The organism is Marinobacter sp. F4218 (assembly GCF_019443085.1).
GTDB classification, from domain to species: domain Bacteria; phylum Pseudomonadota; class Gammaproteobacteria; order Pseudomonadales; family Oleiphilaceae; genus Marinobacter; species Marinobacter albus.
Genome location: NZ_JAHZIL010000004.1, coordinates 441,263 through 458,131, shown reverse-complemented (window position 1 = coordinate 458,131; position 16,869 = coordinate 441,263). Strand labels below are relative to the sequence as shown.

Below are 16,869 nucleotides of genomic sequence, written 5' to 3'. Positions count from 1 at the left end.
GGCGTTCCGTGCCAGGGTTTGTGACATGCCCCTGATGTTCTTCCTCAAGCTTTATGCCCGAGTTGCCGGCCTGACAGCACTGGTGGTGCTGCTCTGTGTAGCGTTGTTTGTCGGTGTCAATTCGGTCAGATCACAGTTCTGGCATGAGCGTTTCCCCGAGCCTCTGATGCGCTGGCTGCAGTCCGATCCAGCGGCCTCCGATCGCTATCACTGGCTTGGATCGCTCTACAACTTTTCCGTCCTCGGTTCGGCAGAGCTCGAATCCTTGTCCGCGATCACCCTTGAACGTCTCGGCTACCATCAGGTCGTCGCTGTGGAAGGCTCGACCGGTTACCGAATTCTGGTGGGCGCACCGGAAGAAGGCCGGGTCCTGCAGGTGCGGCTGGACGATACCTATAAGCAGGTCGCTGAAGCGGTGGCCCTGATCGTTCGGTGGCACCTGGATTCATCCGGTTCCGACGAGCGCTCGGAAATGGCAGCGCGGATGTCGGAGGAGCTGAATGTCCGGGTGCGGCCGGTTGATGACGTTGCGCTTCTGCCTTCCGCTGAGGTGCTTGATCAGGTTGCCAGACAGGGCATGGTGTTCTTTCGTGATGATGCCTCCGGGCAGGGGCAAGTGTTGATCAGGCTTGAAGACGGGGAGTTGTTGCGGATGGATATGGCGGGCCCCTTTGACCCCTGGGCGTGGCCGGTCATTCTGTTAATGGTCCTGGTCATCGGTAGCGTGCTCGCGGTGGCGCTGTATCTCGGATTGCGTGAAGTCGACAGTAATCTTCGCAAGGTGGAGTCGGTTGCGATCCGCATAGCCAGGGGCGAGATGGGGGCGCGAGTTGAAGCCGGTACCGGCACCCTGGTGTCCAGGCTGGCGGCCTCCTTTAACGGGATGGCGGAACACATCCAGCGTCTGGTTCAGGTCCAGCGTGAAATGATTCATGCAGTGTCCCACGAGTTACGGACGCCGGTCGCACGAATCCGGTTTGGCGTTCAGATGATCGAGTCCTGCCAGGACAAGGACCGGCTGCAGAAACAGCTCGACGACATCGATGGCGACATCCAGGAGCTGGATGAACTCATCGATGAGATTCTGACGTACGCCCGCCTTGAGCAGGGCGGCCCCGTATTTTCGCTGCAGGAGGCATCGGTGACGGATCTGGTCCGGCAGGTGGTTTCCGAACAGCAGATCATTCGCCCGGCGCTGGTCATCGAGGCAGACATCGAACCGGAGGCGGAACGGTGGGCAATGTCGGATGTCGAACCCCGCTACATTCACCGGGCTATCCAGAACCTGGTAGGCAATGCGGGTCGGTATGCCGAAGGTCGTGTGCTGGTTCGCTGTCACATTGACGAGGACAATTGTCGCATCGACGTTGAGGACGACGGGCCAGGCGTGCCGGAGCAGGATTGGGAAAAAGTGTTTACCGCGTTTGCCCGGCTCGATGACAGTCGGACACGGACCTCCGGTGGCTACGGTCTGGGGCTCTCTATTGTTCGGCGGATTCTCTATTGGCACGGTGGCCAGGCCTTTGTCGGCCGTAGCGATGCGTTGGGCGGGGCCCGATTCAGCCTGGTGTGGCCGCGTAAGAAGCCTGTCGATGCCGTTGTGTGAACTGCACCTCACCCTCTAACCTGATGTAACAAAGCTGCTACATAACCGCTACTGAAGATCCCGGCGACATTATCAATAATAGAAAGCGTAAGGGATGACTTTTGAGGTTGTAGTTCTTACGAACTTTCCTTGTTTCATTCGTCATTTAAGGGCCGGTTTTTCCGGCCCTTTTTTTATGCCTTTCCTCCCGTTTTTTGTCCTGTTCACTCTCACCGTCGTGGCACTGCTGCTAGAATCCGGAAAAACAACCGGAGATGTCCATGACCCGCTATCTGCTTGCCATCGACCAGGGAACCACGAGTTCCCGTGCCATTGTATTTGACGAGAGCGGCAGCAGCGTCGCTGTTGACCAGCAGGAGTTTCACCAGTATTTCCCGAGGGATGGTTGGGTGGAGCATGACGCGCTGGAAATCTGGGACAGTACGCTGGCGGTTTGTCGGGGTGCACTGGAGAAAGCCGGCGTGGCGGCCAGGCAATTGTCCGGCATCGGCATCACCAACCAGCGCGAGACCACGGTGATCTGGGAACGTTCCACCGGCAAGCCCATATACCACGCCATCGTCTGGCAGGACCGGCGGACAGCTTCCCTGTGTACCAAGCTCAAGACCGATGGCCACGAGGATACCGTTGTCGAGCGGACCGGCCTGTTAATCGATCCCTATTTTTCCGCGACCAAGATTGCCTGGATCCTGGATAACGTCGAGGACGCGAGAGCCCGGGCCGAATCCGGGGAACTTGCGTTCGGTACCGTGGACAGCTGGCTGTTGTGGAATCTGACCGGTGGTACGTCCCACTACACCGACGCGACCAATGCATCCCGTACGGCGCTGTTCAACATCCACAGTCAGGCCTGGGACGATGAACTCCTGAAACTGTTTCGAGTACCGACGGCCCTGTTGCCTGAAGTCCTGGACAGCGCAGCCGATTTTGGCAGCACCGACGCGGAATGGCTGGGTGCTCCGGTCGCCGTCGCCGGTATTGCCGGTGATCAGCACGCGGCACTGATAGGTCAGGCCTGTTTTGAGTCCGGGATGGCCAAGAGCACCTACGGGACGGGCTGCTTTCTGATGCTCAACACCGGCGATCGGGCATTACGGTCTGAAAACCGGTTATTGACCACTATGGCGTACCGGCTGAACGGGAAACCTTGCTACGCCATGGAGGGGAGCATTTTCGTGGCTGGGGCCGCCATGCAGTGGTTGCGGGATGGGCTGAAGCTGATCAGTCATGCTGATGAATCGTCGGCCCATGCGGAGTCGGTCGGCGTCGACAACCCCGTGTACATGGTGCCCGCCTTCACCGGTCTGGGCGCCCCCCATTGGGACCCTCACGCTCGTGGCGCCATCATGGGGCTGACCCGTGACACGGGGATCGCGGAAATCGTGACTGCTGGTTTGCAGTCGGTGTGTTACCAAACCAAGGATCTGGTCCGAGCCATTCAAAACGATGGTGCGCGGCTGGAGTCACTGCGCGTGGACGGCGGCATGGTGGTCAACGAGTGGGTGATGCAGTTTCTGGCCGACATTCTCAACGTCACAGTGGATCGCCCCAAGGTGACGGAAACCACCGCGCTGGGTGCCGCCTTTCTTGCGGGCCTGCAAACCGGAGTCTACGAGAGCCTGGACGAGATATCCCGTCTCTGGGAGTGTGAGCGCCAATTCCATCCCGAAATGGGGCCGGCACTACGGGAATCACTGTATGCCGGCTGGCTGGATGCGGTAGAGCGCGTTTGCAACAACTAAGCCTTGTTCAGGCGGTGCGCTCGAATGCAATGAGGTGGTCGGCTTCAACCCGCACTGGCACCGTCTCGCCCAAGTGGAAATCCAGGTGGCTGCGGAACAGGGCCTCGAACTCGGTTTCCTCCGAGCAACGGAAGCGATATAGCGTCGACGTACCGGCGAAGGTTTTCTCAACCACCTTGGGGCGCAGCTCGGAGTCCGGATCGTAGAGAATGTCGTCCGGTCGAATCAGGACATCTACCAGAGTGCCCGGTGACCATTTGTACGCCCGGTTACCACGAATGACGCCCAGTTCGGATTCAATCGTGTCCGGCCCCAGCGCCTTCCCCGGTACAAAGCCACCCTGGCCAACAAAGCTGGCGACGAACCGGTTCGAAGGCTCGTGATAAAGGTTGTAGGGCACATCCCACTGCTGGATTTGCCCGTCCCGCAGGACCGCAACCTGGTCGCACATGGCGAAGGCTTCCTGCTGGTCGTGGGTGACCAGAATGGCGCTGATGCCCAGCGTTTTGAGGATTTCCCGAACATCCAGACTCAGGCGTCGGCGCAGGTCTGCGTCCAGGTTCGAAAATGGCTCGTCGAGCAGGATCAGGGTCGGCTCGGGTGCCAGTGCCCGGGCGAGTGCAACCCTCTGTTGCTGGCCACCTGACAACTCATGGGGATAGTTGTCGGCCAGGTCCCGCAGATGCACGACGTCGAGCAGTTCCATCACTTTCTGGCGCCGGTCCGCCTTGGGCATTTTGCGGAGGCCGAAACCGACGTTGTCGGCTATTGTCAGATGCGGGAACAGAGCATAGTCCTGGAACACCATGCCAATACGACGCTTCTCCGGGGGCAGTGTCCTTCCGGGCAGGCTGATGGCCTGGGACTGCAGGCAGATTTCGCCACTGTTTAGCGGGAGAAAGCCCGCCAGTGCTCGCAAGATGGTGCTTTTCCCACAACCACTGGGACCGAGCAGGCAGCCGATATCGCCGTGACTCAGAGCAAAGCTCACGTCCCGGATCACGGAATCTCCGCCATAACCGCAGGACAGGTTGTTGACTTCAAGCAGCCAGTCTCCCGGAGAATTCGCCGTCATTCCCATGGGCTCAATCCAGGCGGTTGAGGATAAGAAATTCCAGCAACGCCTTCTGCGCGTGCAGCCGGTTTTCGGCTTCCTCCCAGACCACCGAGCCGGGGTGTTCCATCATATCGACCGAGATTTCTTCGCCGCGGTGTGCGGGCAGGCAATGCATGAACAGCGCATCCTTATCCGCGACCTTCATCAGGTCCGGATTGATCTGGTAGTTGCGGAAGGCCCGCTCGCGAATTTTCTGCTCCTCTTCCTGGCCCATTGATGCCCAGACATCCGTGACCAGTAAGTTAGCATTGCGTGCCGCCTCGGCCGGGTCCCGGAAGACGGTGACCCGGTCACCATGGGCCTCAAGCAGCGCCGCATCGGGCTCGTAACCCTCCGGACAGGCTACATTCAGATGGAAATTGAACTGCGAGGCCGCGTTGACGTAGGAATGGCACATATTGTTGCCGTCGCCAATCCAGGCCACGGTGGCTCCCCGGATGCTGCCACGATGTTCGCGGTATGTTTGCATGTCCGCAAGCAACTGGCAGGGGTGGAAGTCGTCAGTCAGGGCATTGATCACAGGCACTCTGGATGCGGCGGCAAAGCGCTCGACCGTATCGTGGGCAAAGGTGCGGATCATAACGGCGTCCACCATGCTTGAGATCACGATGGCAGAATCCTCAATCGGCTCACCGCGCCCCAGTTGCGTATCCCGCGGAGACAGGAAGAGGGCTGAACCGCCTAGCTGGGCCATGCCGGCTTCGAACGAGACTCGGGTCCGGGTGGAAGACTTCTCGAAAATCATCGCCAGAACGCGATTCTTCAGGGAGTCCCGAACCTTTCCCTGACGCCACTCGTTGCGGAGTCTGGTGGCGTGATCCACCAGGCTCTCAAGCTCGGTGGTGTTCATGTCGTTCAATGTCAGAAAGTGTCTTGCCGCCATGCAATGGCCCTTATGTCAACGAACCCCCGGATCAGCGGGGTCAGCGAAAAATATGGCTAAGGTGTTGCCTGAAAAAGGGCCAACAAGTCTAGCCCTTCGCGGCGGGGATGACAACGCCGCAGGCCGGGGCCCCACGGGCGATGGAAGTCAGACGTTTGGTGCGGTGTTCGCGTGACGTGTACAATAGCGTCAAGTCCGTTGCCCTTTGGCAATTTTGTTTCCTTTCAGAGGTGAGTGTTCATGGACATCAACGAAACCATCAAGAGCCAGCTCGAAGCTAACCCCGTCATTCTGTACATGAAGGGTAGCCCGCAGGCGCCCCAGTGCGGATTTTCCGCCAAGACAGTCCAGGCACTGATGGCCTGTGGCGAGCGTTTCGCGTTCGTTAACATCCTGGATAATCAGGAGCTGCGCGAGGCCCTGAAGGTCTATTCCAGCTGGCCCACCTATCCCCAGCTCTACATCAATGGTGAGCTTGTGGGCGGTTGCGACATCATTCTGGAAATGTCCGAGAGCGGCGAGCTGGCCAAAATGGTCAAGGAAGCCGCAAAGCAGGCCGAAGCCTGATTTAGCGCAATCAGAGCCGTTCCGGGGAGAACACCAGTTCCACCTCGAAGCGGTTCTGGCTTTCCTTTCCGGCCGGTGGCTCCGGGTAGGGGCTGGCGGCCAGTGATGCGCGATAAGCCGCATCGTCTATTACTTTTATCCCCGTCGATTTCAGAATTCTTGCCCGTGTCAGGGCGCCGTTTTCCAGTAGCTGAAGCTCAATTTCCATCGCCACCTTCTCTGAGAGCTGGTTGATCGCCGGCACTCTCAGCCTCTGAAGCTCATGGCTCAGATGGACGGCCAGTTTGACCAGGTATGGATCCCGCTCGCTCGGTGACTCGGTGACCTGGGTTGCGTTGGCGGTCGGCTTGGATTCTGTCTCGGGAGCCTGTTCGCCTGAGCGGGCCGCGACCGTGGCGCGGGATTCCTCGGCCTGGGATTCGCGGGCCGGCGAAGACGTCGTTGGCGCTGCCTTCACCTGATCCTCCGAAGCCTGGCTAGTCCGTTCCCGGGGTGTAGGCTCGGTCCTCGCCGTTTTGCGCTCAGACTCGGTTGTCGTTGGCTCTGGGGTGTTGGGGGCGCTATCGGTTACCGTTGGCGCTACCTCGAATCTCGGGTTACGATTGTCGGGAGCTTCCGTGGAGGTCGAGGGGGCCAGGGCGGGGCTGGCCGTTGCCCCGGGGCTGACGAGTTCGAAGCGAATGCGGTGGCGAGTGTCTTCGGGCTGCTGGATCGGTGCGGGCAATCCGGACAGCAGGAGTGTATGTATCAGCAGCGCCGTGGATACTGCCAGACCGATCCTGTAGTTTGCCGGCGAGCGGTGTGTCGTCAGTTGTAGCTCCGGCATCAATATCAGGCTGTCTTGCTCCGCAAGCTGCCTACCACCGCGTCCATGGCCCGATCTATCAGGGCGCCCTGTTCAAGCAGTGTCAGGCGACCCCGACGCATCTCGTGCGCCAGTTCAATGCGGTTCTTCTCGATTACCTTCAGGCCCATGCGGTTCACGAAGACAAAGCTGTCGGCATCTTCAATAATGGCCGACAGCTTGCACCGGAAGCTGGCGCCATTCACCAGACGGAATTCCACCCAATTTCCGATTTCGATACTGTCGATCTGGGCAACGAATTCGGAAATCGCCGCTTCCTCCAGCTGCTGCTGTCGTTCCACAGCGGTCGGGTGGAGTGGGGCGAATTCTTCCTCGTCATCTGCGGGCGAATCCTCGCGTGCCTCAATGGCAGCGTTGGTTCGGAATGCTTCGGCCAGTTCGTGTTTGAGACGGCCCATCATTTCATCCAGTTTGGACGAGTTGTAGGAAACCTCTTCCAGGCCGGCCCGAAGTGATTTGAGCAGGCTTGGCACCACTCTCACCCACTGATCCCGCTCTTCATCCTCCTGGTGTGGGTGCAGGCACCAGATCAGGTCATCAACAATCCGCACAGTTTCATTCCAGCGGTGTTCCACGTCATCCCGCAAATACGCCAGGAACATGACACGGCTCCATCCATTCATCAGAATGTCATGGGCGGGATCGGGCAACTTGTAACGAGCGATTTTCTGCTTCAACAGGTTGTCTACGGTTTCCTGTGCTTTCTGAGATTTGATACGGCCGCGCTCTGATTCCCGTGTGCGCTGTTCGACGAGGGAAGTCTTGCGATTTTCTTTTTCGAGAAACTGTTCGAATTCGTGGTTCAGGGTTTCGAAGAGGGCTATATCGCCATTAAATTCATTGAGAATCCGCTGAACGATGTTGTGAATCTGATTGTACAGTTTGTCCCGGGCCTTCTCGTCACTGGAGCTCCAGCCAATACCGGCGCGGGCCAGCGAGTTCAGGAGACGGCGGGCGGGGTGAGTCGCCTGGCTGAAAAAGCTCTTGTCCCGGATCACTACTTTGAGAATCGGAATTTGCAGGCGGCTGATCAGCACCTGAACGGGGGCCGAGAGGTTGTAGTCATCAAGTATGAACTCGAACAGCATCGAGACCAGATTGATCAGATCCTCGTCAGCCTCATTCAGTGCAGGCTTGCGACCGTCGCCGGCATCCGCGTTCGCGAGGATCTGTTGCACCACGTATCGAAGGTCGATGGTAATCGGTTCGCCATCGCTCAGGTTTCCACTGATCGGCCGGGTATCCGGCAGCGGCAAGGCATTGAGCAGGTCGGCCAGTTCGGAATCCCCGACAACCCGGATGTTGGGATCGGACGCGCGGGGTGGAATGCCGGCATTGGCGCGTTGCAGTGCCAACATTTGCCGAATCTGGTCAAAAACAGCGCTGTTGCTCAGGTCCTCAGCAGTGTGACCGGTCTCGGTTTGGGCCGATTGGGAGCGGGCACTCTTGTCAGCCTCGGCCCCATGCTGTTTGCCCGCTTTGCCGTGGTAACGGAAGTTGGGAATGACTCCGGCCTGAATCAGTATCCGGTTGGCCTCGTCCAGTAACATGCCCAGGTTGGAGACAACGTAGCGGTCAAACTGTTTCAGCAGGATGAGGCGTTCGCGGATCTGGATCTCGAGCGACTGGATGGCCTCGATAAAGGCGCTGCACAGATGCTCCGGCGCCATCGGGTTGACGGGCGATTCGTCGGTAGCTTCCGGGTAAACCTGACTGAATCGGGTCTGAAGTTGCAGCAGTGGGCCCTGAAAGTGTGCCTTGGCCTTGGTGATCATGGCGTTGATTGCAACCTGTTCTTCCAGGTCTTCATCGCCAACCAGTGACAAGCCGTCGATGCCGGGCTCCGGGTTCAGGGTCTCTTCCTGGCTTTGTCCGGTGTGCGGGGGGCGAGAGAAAAACCGGGCAACTGCGCTCTGAAAATGCCGTTCAACGCCTTTCCGCTTGATCCGGATTTCCCGCATCGCTTCGAAATAGCGGTTTTGCTCGTTGTTGCTGCGGGCATTATTGGCCAATTCGAACAGCGAATCATCGACGGCATCGAAAGCGCCCTGCATCAGGTCGCCAAGTCCGGCGACAACCGTGTCACGGATGCGGGTAACCTCCACAGGAACCGGTTTGCCGTTGCCCGCTTCCTTGTGCTCACGGAGGTAATGTATGCCGGACTGCTTGTTCATGGCAGACTCCTTTTACGCCTCAACCGGATACATGACCGAGCTTTCAATCCTATCTTTTAGTTATTGATCAAATTTACCGCATTTCCAGCAAACTTAACATGAATAAAAGCAAACATGGGACAGCCTTCAAAAAAACGAAGGATGCCTGTGCGGGCACCCTTCGCTATTTCAGCGGCTTGCTATCGATAGCTCAAGCTCAGCTCACATAGACGGGTCCAACTCCCATGCTCCAAATAACTACGCTGATCGCCATCAGCGCGACGAACATCACCAGGCCGACGGTCAGCACCGCGGAGGCGAACATGAAACCACGTTCCTCCGGAATTTTCATCAGGATGGGAAGGCCCTCGTACAGGAGGTAGACAGCGTAGGAGATGGCAATCAGCCCCGCAAGCATGTTGACCCAGATGTTGGGATAGATCGCGATCACGCCAATCAGAAAAACCGGCGTGGCTGTATAAGCGGCAAGGGCAACGCCTCTAGGGGTTCGCTCCACGGCATCGTAGGTTGCCGCGAAAAAATCGATAAACTTACCGAGCACAAAAATTCCAGCCAGCATGGCCGCGTAGAACAGCACGGAAAGCTGCAATGCACTCCCGCTCGACAGTCGCGTTATCTGGCCGTCCCCGATCTGCCAGCCCACCTGAGTGGTGCCGTAAAAGCCTGCCGCCGCCGGAATCAGGGCAAGTAGCAGGATGTGGCCAAGGTACAGCCGCGTAGTCGTTTCGGATTCATTGCGAATGGCTTCCCATTCCTGATCCGGGTGGGTCAGAAGGCCAAAGCTGTGGGTTAGGCTCATGGATGTACTCCTTATCATTGTTTTTGTCTCGCACCGTTTGAGTGTTGGTGGCGATTCGATAAGGGTCAAGGAAGCGGTTAAATTGTGATCTTTCTAGAAACTGCTCCGCTATAACTTTGGGGACTATAGCGGAGCTTCAGGGAGGGGGCTTCAGCGGCCGAGTGAGCGTTTTCTTCGTTTCCGGGGGTGCACGATGGCTGCCTTTACCACGTTGTCCTTGATCTGCAGAACCTCAACCCTGTGCCCCTCCACCTTGAGGCACACGTTGGTATCGGGGATGTTTTCCAAGGTCTCGGTGATCAGGCCGTTCAGGGTTTTCGGGCCATCGATCGGTAGCTTCCAGCCCAGCGTCTTGTTGATGGTGCGCACTGCGGCCGTGCCATCGATGATGAAGGTGCCATCATCCTGGGGGATGATGTCGGGACTGGTCGCGGCGTAGTCGGTGGTGAATTCGCCGACAATCTCCTCCAGGATGTCTTCGAGCGTCGCCAGCCCGAGTACGTCGCCATACTCATCCACAACGATACCGAACCGGCGTTTTCCCTTCTGGAAATTGATCAACTGCGTGTTCAGCGGCGTGCTTTCGGGAATAAAGTAGGGTTCCTGGCACAGCTGCATGATCATCGCCTTGTTGATTTCCTCCTGCTGGAGCAGTTTTGATGCGCTGCGCAGATGCAGAATGCCCTGGATGCTGTTGATGTCACCTTTGAACACCGGCAGCCGGGTATGTTGGCTGCTCCGGAGCTGGCGGAGGATGGTGTCGGTGTCGTCCTCCAGGTCGATGCCGACCACTTCGTTGCGCGGCACCATGATGTCATTGACCGTGACCTTCTCCAGATCAAGGATGCTGACCAGCATGTCCTTGTGTTTTGCCGGAATCAGGGCACCGGCCTCATTCACGAGGGTCCTCAGTTCCTCGCGGCTGAGGTGGTCACTGGCTGCCTCCTCGGGCGAGATGCGCAGCAGCTTGAGAATGGCGCCGGTGAGGAGGTTAACCGCCCAGACGATCGGATAAAGGATCTTGAGCAGCGGGCCGAGCACGTAGCTCGCCGGAAAGGCGATTTTCTCGGGGAACAAGGCGGCCAGAGTCTTCGGAGTCACCTCGGCAAAAATCAGGATCACCACGGTCAACAGAATGGTGGCAATCGCGATGCCTGCGTCCCCCCAGATCTCAATGGCGATGACCGTGGCGATCGATGAGGCAAAGATGTTGACGAAGTTGTTGCCGATCAGAATGACGCCGATCAGCTGATCTGTTCTCTGGAGCAGATTCTGTGCCCGTTTAGCGCCTTTGTGACCAGTTTTGGCGAGATGTTTCAGACGATACCGGTTCAGCGACATCATTCCGGTTTCGGAACTCGAGAAGAAACCGGACAGGAGGATCAGACCGACAAGGAGGATAAACAGCGCGGTAAGCGATGTTTCGTTCAAGAGAAGGAGTCCTTATATTACCGACGAGTAGGGAAAATAGGGTGTGGCCAAGCCCGGTGTCAAGTTATGCGGTCCGGTCAGTCAGCCGCCCTTCTGAAACAGCAGTTCCAGGACAAACTTGCTGCCGTAGAATGCCAGCATCAGCAGGACGCAGCCGGCCAGCGTCCAGCGACTGGCAGTAATGCCACGCCAGCCCTTGGTGTAGCGGCCGACCAACAGCGCGACAAACACCGCCAGCGACAGCAGGGAAAACACGGTTTTGTGGGCCAGGTCCTGGGCAAAAAGGTCTTCGACAAACAGGGCACCGGTAACGATTGCCAGAATCAGCATGACGACGCCCGCCCACACCATCTCGAACAGCAGGGACTCCATGGTTTGGAGCGGTGGCAGGTTGCGCACCAGAAGGCTGTTGTAATTGTGTTTGAGCTGGCGATTCTGGAAGTAGAGCAGCGTGGCCTGGATGGCAGCCAGGGTAAACAGGCTGTAGGCTGTTACCGACAGGGCAATGTGTGACAACATGCCGTAGCTGTCATCGGACACGAGTCTCGAGGGGGAGTGGGTCACCAGCGCCAGGATGATGGTCAGCGCGGCCAGCGGGTAGACGCCGAGAAACAGGTTCTGGACCGGTTTTTTCAGGTTCAGTCCCAGCAGCAGAAAGACAATCAGCCAGGAGATCAGAACCGAACTCTTGAAGAAGCCGAAATCAAACCCCCCATCGTGATGAACGCTCTGGGCGATCAGCAGGCCATGGCTGGTCAGGGCGAGAACGCCGATCAGGGTGGTAACGGCAAGATTGCTGGTGACTCGGCCTCTGAAATGGAGCGCCTGCAGCGCGGTGCCAACGCTGTACAGAAAAAGTGAGGTGACCGCGAGGATCAGCGTTCCCATGACTTCCTTATATACCACTGTTCTTGCTGGGGATCGGTGGCTCGAAACACCGATTTGACCGGGCTGGTCGTTTCAGGGCGATAGTCTGGTTATAATGTCGCGATTATGCAACTGGAATCAAGGAGCCGGGGCCGGCTCTGCGGACCATGCACTCAATTTATCCGGGGTACGGAATAGCAACATGTTTGAGAACCTCCAAGACCGACTTTCCGGTAGCCTGCGCAAGATTTCCGGTCAGGCGCGGCTAACCGACGACAACATCAAGGACACGCTGCGCGAAGTGCGGATGGCGCTGCTGGAAGCAGACGTCGCCCTGCCGGTGGTGAAGGATTTCATTGAAGGTGTTCGCCAGCGTGCCGTTGGTCAGGAAGTGCAGCGTAGTCTGACACCGGGGCAAGTGTTTGTGAAAGTGGTCCAGCAGGAGCTGGAGCGCGTGATGGGCGAGGGCAACGAATCCCTCAACCTGGCGGTGCAGCCACCAGCGGTCATCATGATGGCGGGTCTCCAGGGTGCGGGTAAAACCACCACCGTGGCAAAGCTTTCCCGTTTCCTTAAAGAGCGCCAGAAAAAGTCGGTCATGGTGGTCAGTGCCGACGTCTACCGTCCTGCCGCTATCCGGCAGTTGGAGACGCTGGCCGGTGAAGTGGGTGTCGAGTTTTTCCCCAGCACCGCAGATCAGGATCCGGTGGACATCGCCGAGGGCGCGATCTCTGCAGCCCGCAAAAAGCACGTCGATGTGGTCATTCTGGATACTGCCGGTCGTCTTCACATTGATGAACAGATGATGGGCGAAATCGGGCGGCTGCATAAGGCGGTCAATCCGGTTGAGACGTTGTTCGTGGTTGATGCCATGACCGGTCAGGATGCGGCCAATACCGCCAAGGCGTTCAATGATGCGCTGCCGCTGACGGGTGTGGTCCTCACCAAGACCGACGGTGATGCCCGAGGCGGTGCGGCGCTGTCCGTCCGTCACATTACCGGCAAGCCCATCAAGTTCCTCGGTGTCGGTGAGAAATCGGATGCGCTCGAGCCTTTCTACCCGGATCGTGTGGCGTCCCGCATTCTTGGTATGGGTGATGTGCTCTCCCTTATAGAGGAGGCAGAACGCAAGCTGGATCAGAAGAAGGCCCAGAAGCTCTCCAAGAAAATCAAGAAGGGCAAGAGCTTTGACCTGGAGGATTTCCGCGATCAGCTCCAGCAGATGAAGAGCATGGGCGGCATTGGTGGCCTGATGGACAAGCTGCCGGGCATGGGCCAAATGGCGCAGATGGCACAGCAGCAGGTCAACGACAAGTCCATGGGGCAGATGGAGGCAATTATTTGTTCCATGACGCCCAAGGAACGCCGCTATCCCGATGTCATCAATAATTCCCGCAAACGCCGAATCGCTGGTGGGTCCGGTACCCAGATCCAGGACGTCAATCGACTGCTCAAGCAGCACAAGCAGATGCAGAAGATGATGAAAAAGTTTGGCAAAAAGGGTGGTATGGCGAATATGATGCGCGGTCTTGGTGGTATGATGCCGCCCGGTGGTGGCGGAGGTGGTATGCCTCCGTTTGGCCGTATGTAAAATGCCTTACACCAAAAACGGGGAAACAGCGTGTTTTCCTGTTTTCTTTGGCGCTTTTTTAGCATAGAATAGCGCCCCTTTCGAGTATGGGTCTTCGCGTCAGCCGTGGTTCGGTTGGTGTGAATCGTACAAAGTTCGTACAACAGAACAGGATATTGGTTAAATGGTAATAATCCGTTTGGCTCGTGGCGGCTCCAAGAAGCGCCCGTTCTACCATCTGACAGTCACCGACAGCCGCAAATCTCGCGACGGTCGTTTTATTGAGCGTGTTGGCTTCTTTAACCCGATCGCCCGTGGTCAGGAAGAGCGTCTGCGCGTGGATCGTGATCGTGTGGATTTCTGGTTGGGCCAGGGTGCACAGACCAGCGAGCGCGTTGCGCAGCTGCTGAAGGGCGCTGAGTAATCACGTCTTGAGGCTGAGGTTCATGGCATGACACAGAATTCGCAGGAAACTGTGATCGGCCGGATTACCTCGGTATTTGGGGTCAAGGGGTGGCTCAAGGTTTACTCCTACACTGACCCCAAGGAAGGAATACTGAACTACCGCGACTGGACGTTGGATCTGGACGGTAAACGTGTTCCGGCCAAGCTTGAGGAAGGTCGCCGCCAAGGGCAGGGGATCGTCGTCAGGCTTAAAGGTATTGATGACCGGGATGTCGCACTCAAGTACTGCGGCGCGGACGTCAAAGTCGGTACCGATGAGCTGCCGGACCTCCCGGAAGGGGAGTTTTACTGGTTCCAGCTCGAGGGCCTTGATGTCTTTACGGTCGAGGGTGAATGCCTGGGAACAGTGCATCACCTGATTGAGACGGGTTCCAACGATGTTCTGGTGGTGCATGCCTCGGCAGGCTCCATTGATCAGCGAGAACGACTGATTCCCTATCTGCCGGATCAGGTAGTGAGGGAAGTGGATCTGGCTGCGGCCCGTATGGTCGTTGACTGGGACCCGGAGTTTTAACGGGTGTGGATTGGCGCAGTCAGTCTGTTCCCGGAGATGTTCAGTGCGGTAACGGATTACGGTATTACGGGTAGAGCGGTTCGGGAGGGTCTGTTGACTTTCCGGAGCTGGAATCCCCGTGAGTTCACCCACGACCGTCATCGCACCGTGGACGACCGGCCCTATGGTGGTGGTCCAGGGATGCTGATGAAAATTCAGCCTCTCAGGGACGCCATTCATGCGGCAAGGGAGTCAGCGCCCGGCAAGGCCTGTGTGGTGTATCTGTCGCCTCAGGGTGAAGCGCTGAATCAATCTGTTGTTGAGTCGCTTGCGGCGGAGGAACAGTTGATTCTGGTTGCAGGCCGATATGAGGGTGTGGATGAGCGCCTGATATCGACGGAAGTCGATCGGGAAGTGTCGCTGGGTGATTTCGTTTTATCCGGTGGCGAGTTGGCGGCCATGGCCGTCATTGATGCGGTTACACGCCTCATCCCCGGAGCGCTGGGTCATGCGCAGTCGGCAGAGCAGGATTCCTTTGCTGACGGTTTGCTGGATTGTCCGCACTATACCCGGCCCGAGGTTTATGAAGGTCAGGCGGTGCCGGATGTTTTATTGGGCGGTCACCATGATCAGATCCGGCGTTGGCGACTGAAACAGTCGCTGAGGCGAACCCTGGAGCGGCGCCCCGACCTGCTGGAGCAGCGGGTGTTTACGGATGAAGAGCGTCAGCTGCTGGAAGAGATTTTGAACGAACCGGGTGCCTCTGAATCATCAGGGCATTAAAAGATTGGGTATCAGGAGCATTACGATGAGCGGCAAGAACAACATCATCAGTCAACTTGAAGCAGAACAGATGACCAAGGAAACCCCTGCGTTTGCGCCGGGCGACACCGTGGTCGTTCAGGTTCGCGTAACCGAGGGTAACCGTGAGCGTCTGCAGGCGTTCGAGGGTGTTGTCATCGGCAAGCGTAACCGTGGCATGAACTCTTCCTTCACCGTACGTAAGATTTCCTACGGTGTGGGCGTCGAGCGTACCTTCCAGACCTTCTCCAAGCTGATCGACAGCGTCAGTGTGAAGCGTCGCGGTGACGTGCGTCAGGCCAAGCTTTACTACCTGCGCGACCTGTCTGGTAAGGCAGCTCGTATCAAGGAGAAGCTGGGCTGATCAGCTATTCGCTGAACAGCGCGCTTATAAAAAGGCAGCCTCGGGCTGCCTTTTTTGTGTCTGTTCCCCGGGTGAGGCATGCTCGTTTCAGGGTGAAAGCATGAGAGTGGTGATGTGAGACCGGAAGATGAGGCCATGATCACCCGTTTTACCGACGCCATCTGGCTTGAGGACGGGTTGGGGGAAAAAACGCGCCAGGCGTACCGCAGCGATCTGGCGCGTCTGGCATCCTGGCTTGAAGAGCAGCCAGGGCAGCCCTTGCTGCAGGCGGCTCGCAGAACCGACCTGCTGGCATGGATGTCCAGAGGGCTGGCAGAGGGTGTGAAAGCGTCCACCGCCGCGCGGCGTTTGTCGGGGATGCGTCGGTTTTTCCGGTTTCTCCTGCGCGAGGGCCTGATTGCCGAGGACCCGACACTGCGAATTGACAGCCCGCGTCTGCCGCGACGGTTGCCGGATTCGCTGACGGAAGAGGAGGTGGATTCCCTTCTGGCCGAGCCGGACCCGGAAGTGCCCATTGAGCTCAGGGACAAGGCGATGCTGGAAATCCTGTACGGTTGCGGCCTGCGAGTTACCGAGCTCACCTGTTTGCGTGTTGACCAGGTCAACCTGCGTCAGGGCGTGATTCGCATAACCGGTAAGGGGGACAAGGAGCGTCTGGTGCCACTGGGGGAGGAGGCGGTCGACTGGCTGGTGAGGTATATGAAGGAAGCTCGCGCCGAGCTCCTCAAGGGGCACTCCTGTGACGCCCTTTTCCCGGGAAACCGGCCCGCCGCAATGACCCGGCAGACCTTCTGGCATCGCATCAAGCATTACGCGTCCCGAGTTGGCATCCGCAAGCACCTTTCGCCTCATACCCTGCGTCATGCGTTCGCAACCCATCTGCTTAATAATGGGGCTGACCTGCGAGTGGTTCAGATGCTGCTGGGGCATTCCGATCTTTCAACCACGCAAATCTACACCCACGTCGCGCGCCAGCGCCTGCAATCTTTGCATCAGTCGCATCATCCCCGTGGCTGAGGTCGGGGTTTTTGGGTAAGGTACCGGGTTTGAACTTTTGCGGCAGCCCTGTGTCGCAGTATCGTATTCCCATGGCCCGGCCTGTTTGGGCGGGGGTCCAAAATTACC

General features: G+C 57.9%; 16 protein-coding genes. 9 read left to right on the top strand and 7 right to left on the bottom strand.

What is annotated here, in order from left to right; genetic code table 11:
• Positions 1 to 25 precede the first annotated feature (25 nt).
• Positions 26 to 1,606, top strand: coding sequence for an ATP-binding protein (locus tag K0B93_RS17410; protein ID WP_219868529.1), 1,581 nt, complete (start codon positions 26 to 28; stop codon positions 1,604 to 1,606).
• 260 nt (positions 1,607 to 1,866) lie between these two features.
• Entirely contained in the window at positions 1,867 to 3,348 is a 1,482-nt protein-coding gene (gene glpK, locus K0B93_RS17405) for a glycerol kinase GlpK (RefSeq protein ID WP_219868528.1), read from the top strand.
• A gap of 7 nt (positions 3,349 to 3,355) precedes the next feature.
• On the opposite strand, the gene K0B93_RS17400 is transcribed toward glpK, so the two are convergent.
• Positions 3,356 to 4,429, bottom strand: coding sequence for an ABC transporter ATP-binding protein (locus K0B93_RS17400; protein ID WP_219868527.1), 1,074 nt, complete (start codon positions 4,427 to 4,429; stop codon positions 3,356 to 3,358).
• Between the two features lie 4 nt (positions 4,430 to 4,433).
• The gene (gene argF, locus K0B93_RS17395; RefSeq protein ID WP_219868526.1) at positions 4,434 to 5,348 is read right to left on the bottom strand and encodes an ornithine carbamoyltransferase; all 915 of its coding nucleotides are present in this window, start codon (positions 5,346 to 5,348) and stop codon (positions 4,434 to 4,436) included.
• Positions 5,349 to 5,588: 240 nt separating this feature from the next.
• Here argF and grxD point away from each other — a divergent pair, with 240 nt between their 5' ends.
• On the top strand, positions 5,589 to 5,915 hold the full coding sequence (gene grxD, locus K0B93_RS17390; protein ID WP_219868525.1) for a Grx4 family monothiol glutaredoxin: 327 nt from the start codon (positions 5,589 to 5,591) through the stop codon (positions 5,913 to 5,915).
• A 10-nt stretch (positions 5,916 to 5,925) separates the two neighbouring features.
• Here the strand turns inward: grxD and K0B93_RS17385 are convergent, their stop codons facing one another.
• The 5 genes from K0B93_RS17385 to K0B93_RS17365 form a co-directional block, all read right to left on the bottom strand.
• Positions 5,926 to 6,741 carry a TonB family protein gene (locus K0B93_RS17385; RefSeq protein WP_219868524.1) on the bottom strand — a complete coding sequence of 272 codons (816 nt, stop codon included), beginning with the start codon at positions 6,739 to 6,741 and terminating at the stop codon, positions 5,926 to 5,928.
• 5 nt (positions 6,742 to 6,746) lie between these two features.
• Positions 6,747 to 8,954, bottom strand: coding sequence for a DUF1631 domain-containing protein (locus K0B93_RS17380; protein WP_219868523.1), 2,208 nt, complete (start codon positions 8,952 to 8,954; stop codon positions 6,747 to 6,749).
• Positions 8,955 to 9,150: 196 nt separating this feature from the next.
• A complete protein-coding gene (locus K0B93_RS17375; protein WP_219868522.1) occupies positions 9,151 to 9,753 on the bottom strand; it encodes a Yip1 family protein in 603 nt (200 codons plus the stop codon).
• A gap of 150 nt (positions 9,754 to 9,903) precedes the next feature.
• Complete coding sequence (locus K0B93_RS17370) at positions 9,904 to 11,184, bottom strand: HlyC/CorC family transporter (protein ID WP_219868521.1); 1,281 nt, start codon at positions 11,182 to 11,184, stop codon at positions 9,904 to 9,906.
• Between the two features lie 81 nt (positions 11,185 to 11,265).
• Positions 11,266 to 12,072, bottom strand: coding sequence for a cytochrome C assembly family protein (locus tag K0B93_RS17365; protein ID WP_219868520.1), 807 nt, complete (start codon positions 12,070 to 12,072; stop codon positions 11,266 to 11,268).
• Positions 12,073 to 12,253: 181 nt separating this feature from the next.
• Between K0B93_RS17365 and ffh the strand changes: the two genes are divergently transcribed.
• The 6 genes from ffh to xerD all read left to right on the top strand — a co-directional run bounded on the left by ffh (position 12,254) and on the right by xerD (position 16,761).
• Entirely contained in the window at positions 12,254 to 13,642 is a 1,389-nt protein-coding gene (gene ffh / locus K0B93_RS17360) for a signal recognition particle protein (protein ID WP_219868519.1), read from the top strand.
• Positions 13,643 to 13,805: 163 nt separating this feature from the next.
• Positions 13,806 to 14,045 carry a 30S ribosomal protein S16 gene (gene rpsP, locus K0B93_RS17355; protein WP_219868518.1) on the top strand — a complete coding sequence of 80 codons (240 nt, stop codon included), beginning with the start codon at positions 13,806 to 13,808 and terminating at the stop codon, positions 14,043 to 14,045.
• 27 nt (positions 14,046 to 14,072) lie between these two features.
• Positions 14,073 to 14,600, top strand: coding sequence for a ribosome maturation factor RimM (gene rimM / locus K0B93_RS17350; RefSeq protein ID WP_219868517.1), 528 nt, complete (start codon positions 14,073 to 14,075; stop codon positions 14,598 to 14,600).
• 3 nt (positions 14,601 to 14,603) lie between these two features.
• On the top strand, positions 14,604 to 15,362 hold the full coding sequence (gene trmD, locus K0B93_RS17345; protein ID WP_219868516.1) for a tRNA (guanosine(37)-N1)-methyltransferase TrmD: 759 nt from the start codon (positions 14,604 to 14,606) through the stop codon (positions 15,360 to 15,362).
• Between the two features lie 25 nt (positions 15,363 to 15,387).
• A complete protein-coding gene (rplS, locus tag K0B93_RS17340) occupies positions 15,388 to 15,744 on the top strand; it encodes a 50S ribosomal protein L19 (RefSeq protein ID WP_070969457.1) in 357 nt (118 codons plus the stop codon).
• Positions 15,745 to 15,879: 135 nt separating this feature from the next.
• On the top strand, positions 15,880 to 16,761 hold the full coding sequence (xerD, locus tag K0B93_RS17335) for a site-specific tyrosine recombinase XerD (protein ID WP_219868682.1): 882 nt from the start codon (positions 15,880 to 15,882) through the stop codon (positions 16,759 to 16,761).
• Positions 16,762 to 16,869 lie beyond the last annotated feature (108 nt).

Coding starts and splice junctions, on each gene's coding strand:
- K0B93_RS17410 (WP_219868529.1), top strand. CDS start 26: ATGCCCCTGATGTTCTTCCTCAAGCTTTATGCCCGAGTTGCCGGCCTG.
- glpK (WP_219868528.1), top strand. CDS start 1,867: ATGACCCGCTATCTGCTTGCCATCGACCAGGGAACCACGAGTTCCCGT.
- K0B93_RS17400 (WP_219868527.1), bottom strand. CDS start 4,429: ATGGGAATGACGGCGAATTCTCCGGGAGACTGGCTGCTTGAAGTCAAC.
- argF (WP_219868526.1), bottom strand. CDS start 5,348: ATGGCGGCAAGACACTTTCTGACATTGAACGACATGAACACCACCGAG.
- grxD (WP_219868525.1), top strand. CDS start 5,589: ATGGACATCAACGAAACCATCAAGAGCCAGCTCGAAGCTAACCCCGTC.
- K0B93_RS17385 (WP_219868524.1), bottom strand. CDS start 6,741: ATGCCGGAGCTACAACTGACGACACACCGCTCGCCGGCAAACTACAGG.
- K0B93_RS17380 (WP_219868523.1), bottom strand. CDS start 8,954: ATGAACAAGCAGTCCGGCATACATTACCTCCGTGAGCACAAGGAAGCG.
- K0B93_RS17375 (WP_219868522.1), bottom strand. CDS start 9,753: ATGAGCCTAACCCACAGCTTTGGCCTTCTGACCCACCCGGATCAGGAA.
- K0B93_RS17365 (WP_219868520.1), bottom strand. CDS start 12,072: ATGGGAACGCTGATCCTCGCGGTCACCTCACTTTTTCTGTACAGCGTT.
- ffh (WP_219868519.1), top strand. CDS start 12,254: ATGTTTGAGAACCTCCAAGACCGACTTTCCGGTAGCCTGCGCAAGATT.
- rpsP (WP_219868518.1), top strand. CDS start 13,806: ATGGTAATAATCCGTTTGGCTCGTGGCGGCTCCAAGAAGCGCCCGTTC.
- rimM (WP_219868517.1), top strand. CDS start 14,073: ATGACACAGAATTCGCAGGAAACTGTGATCGGCCGGATTACCTCGGTA.
- rplS (WP_070969457.1), top strand. CDS start 15,388: ATGAGCGGCAAGAACAACATCATCAGTCAACTTGAAGCAGAACAGATG.
- xerD (WP_219868682.1), top strand. CDS start 15,880: ATGATCACCCGTTTTACCGACGCCATCTGGCTTGAGGACGGGTTGGGG.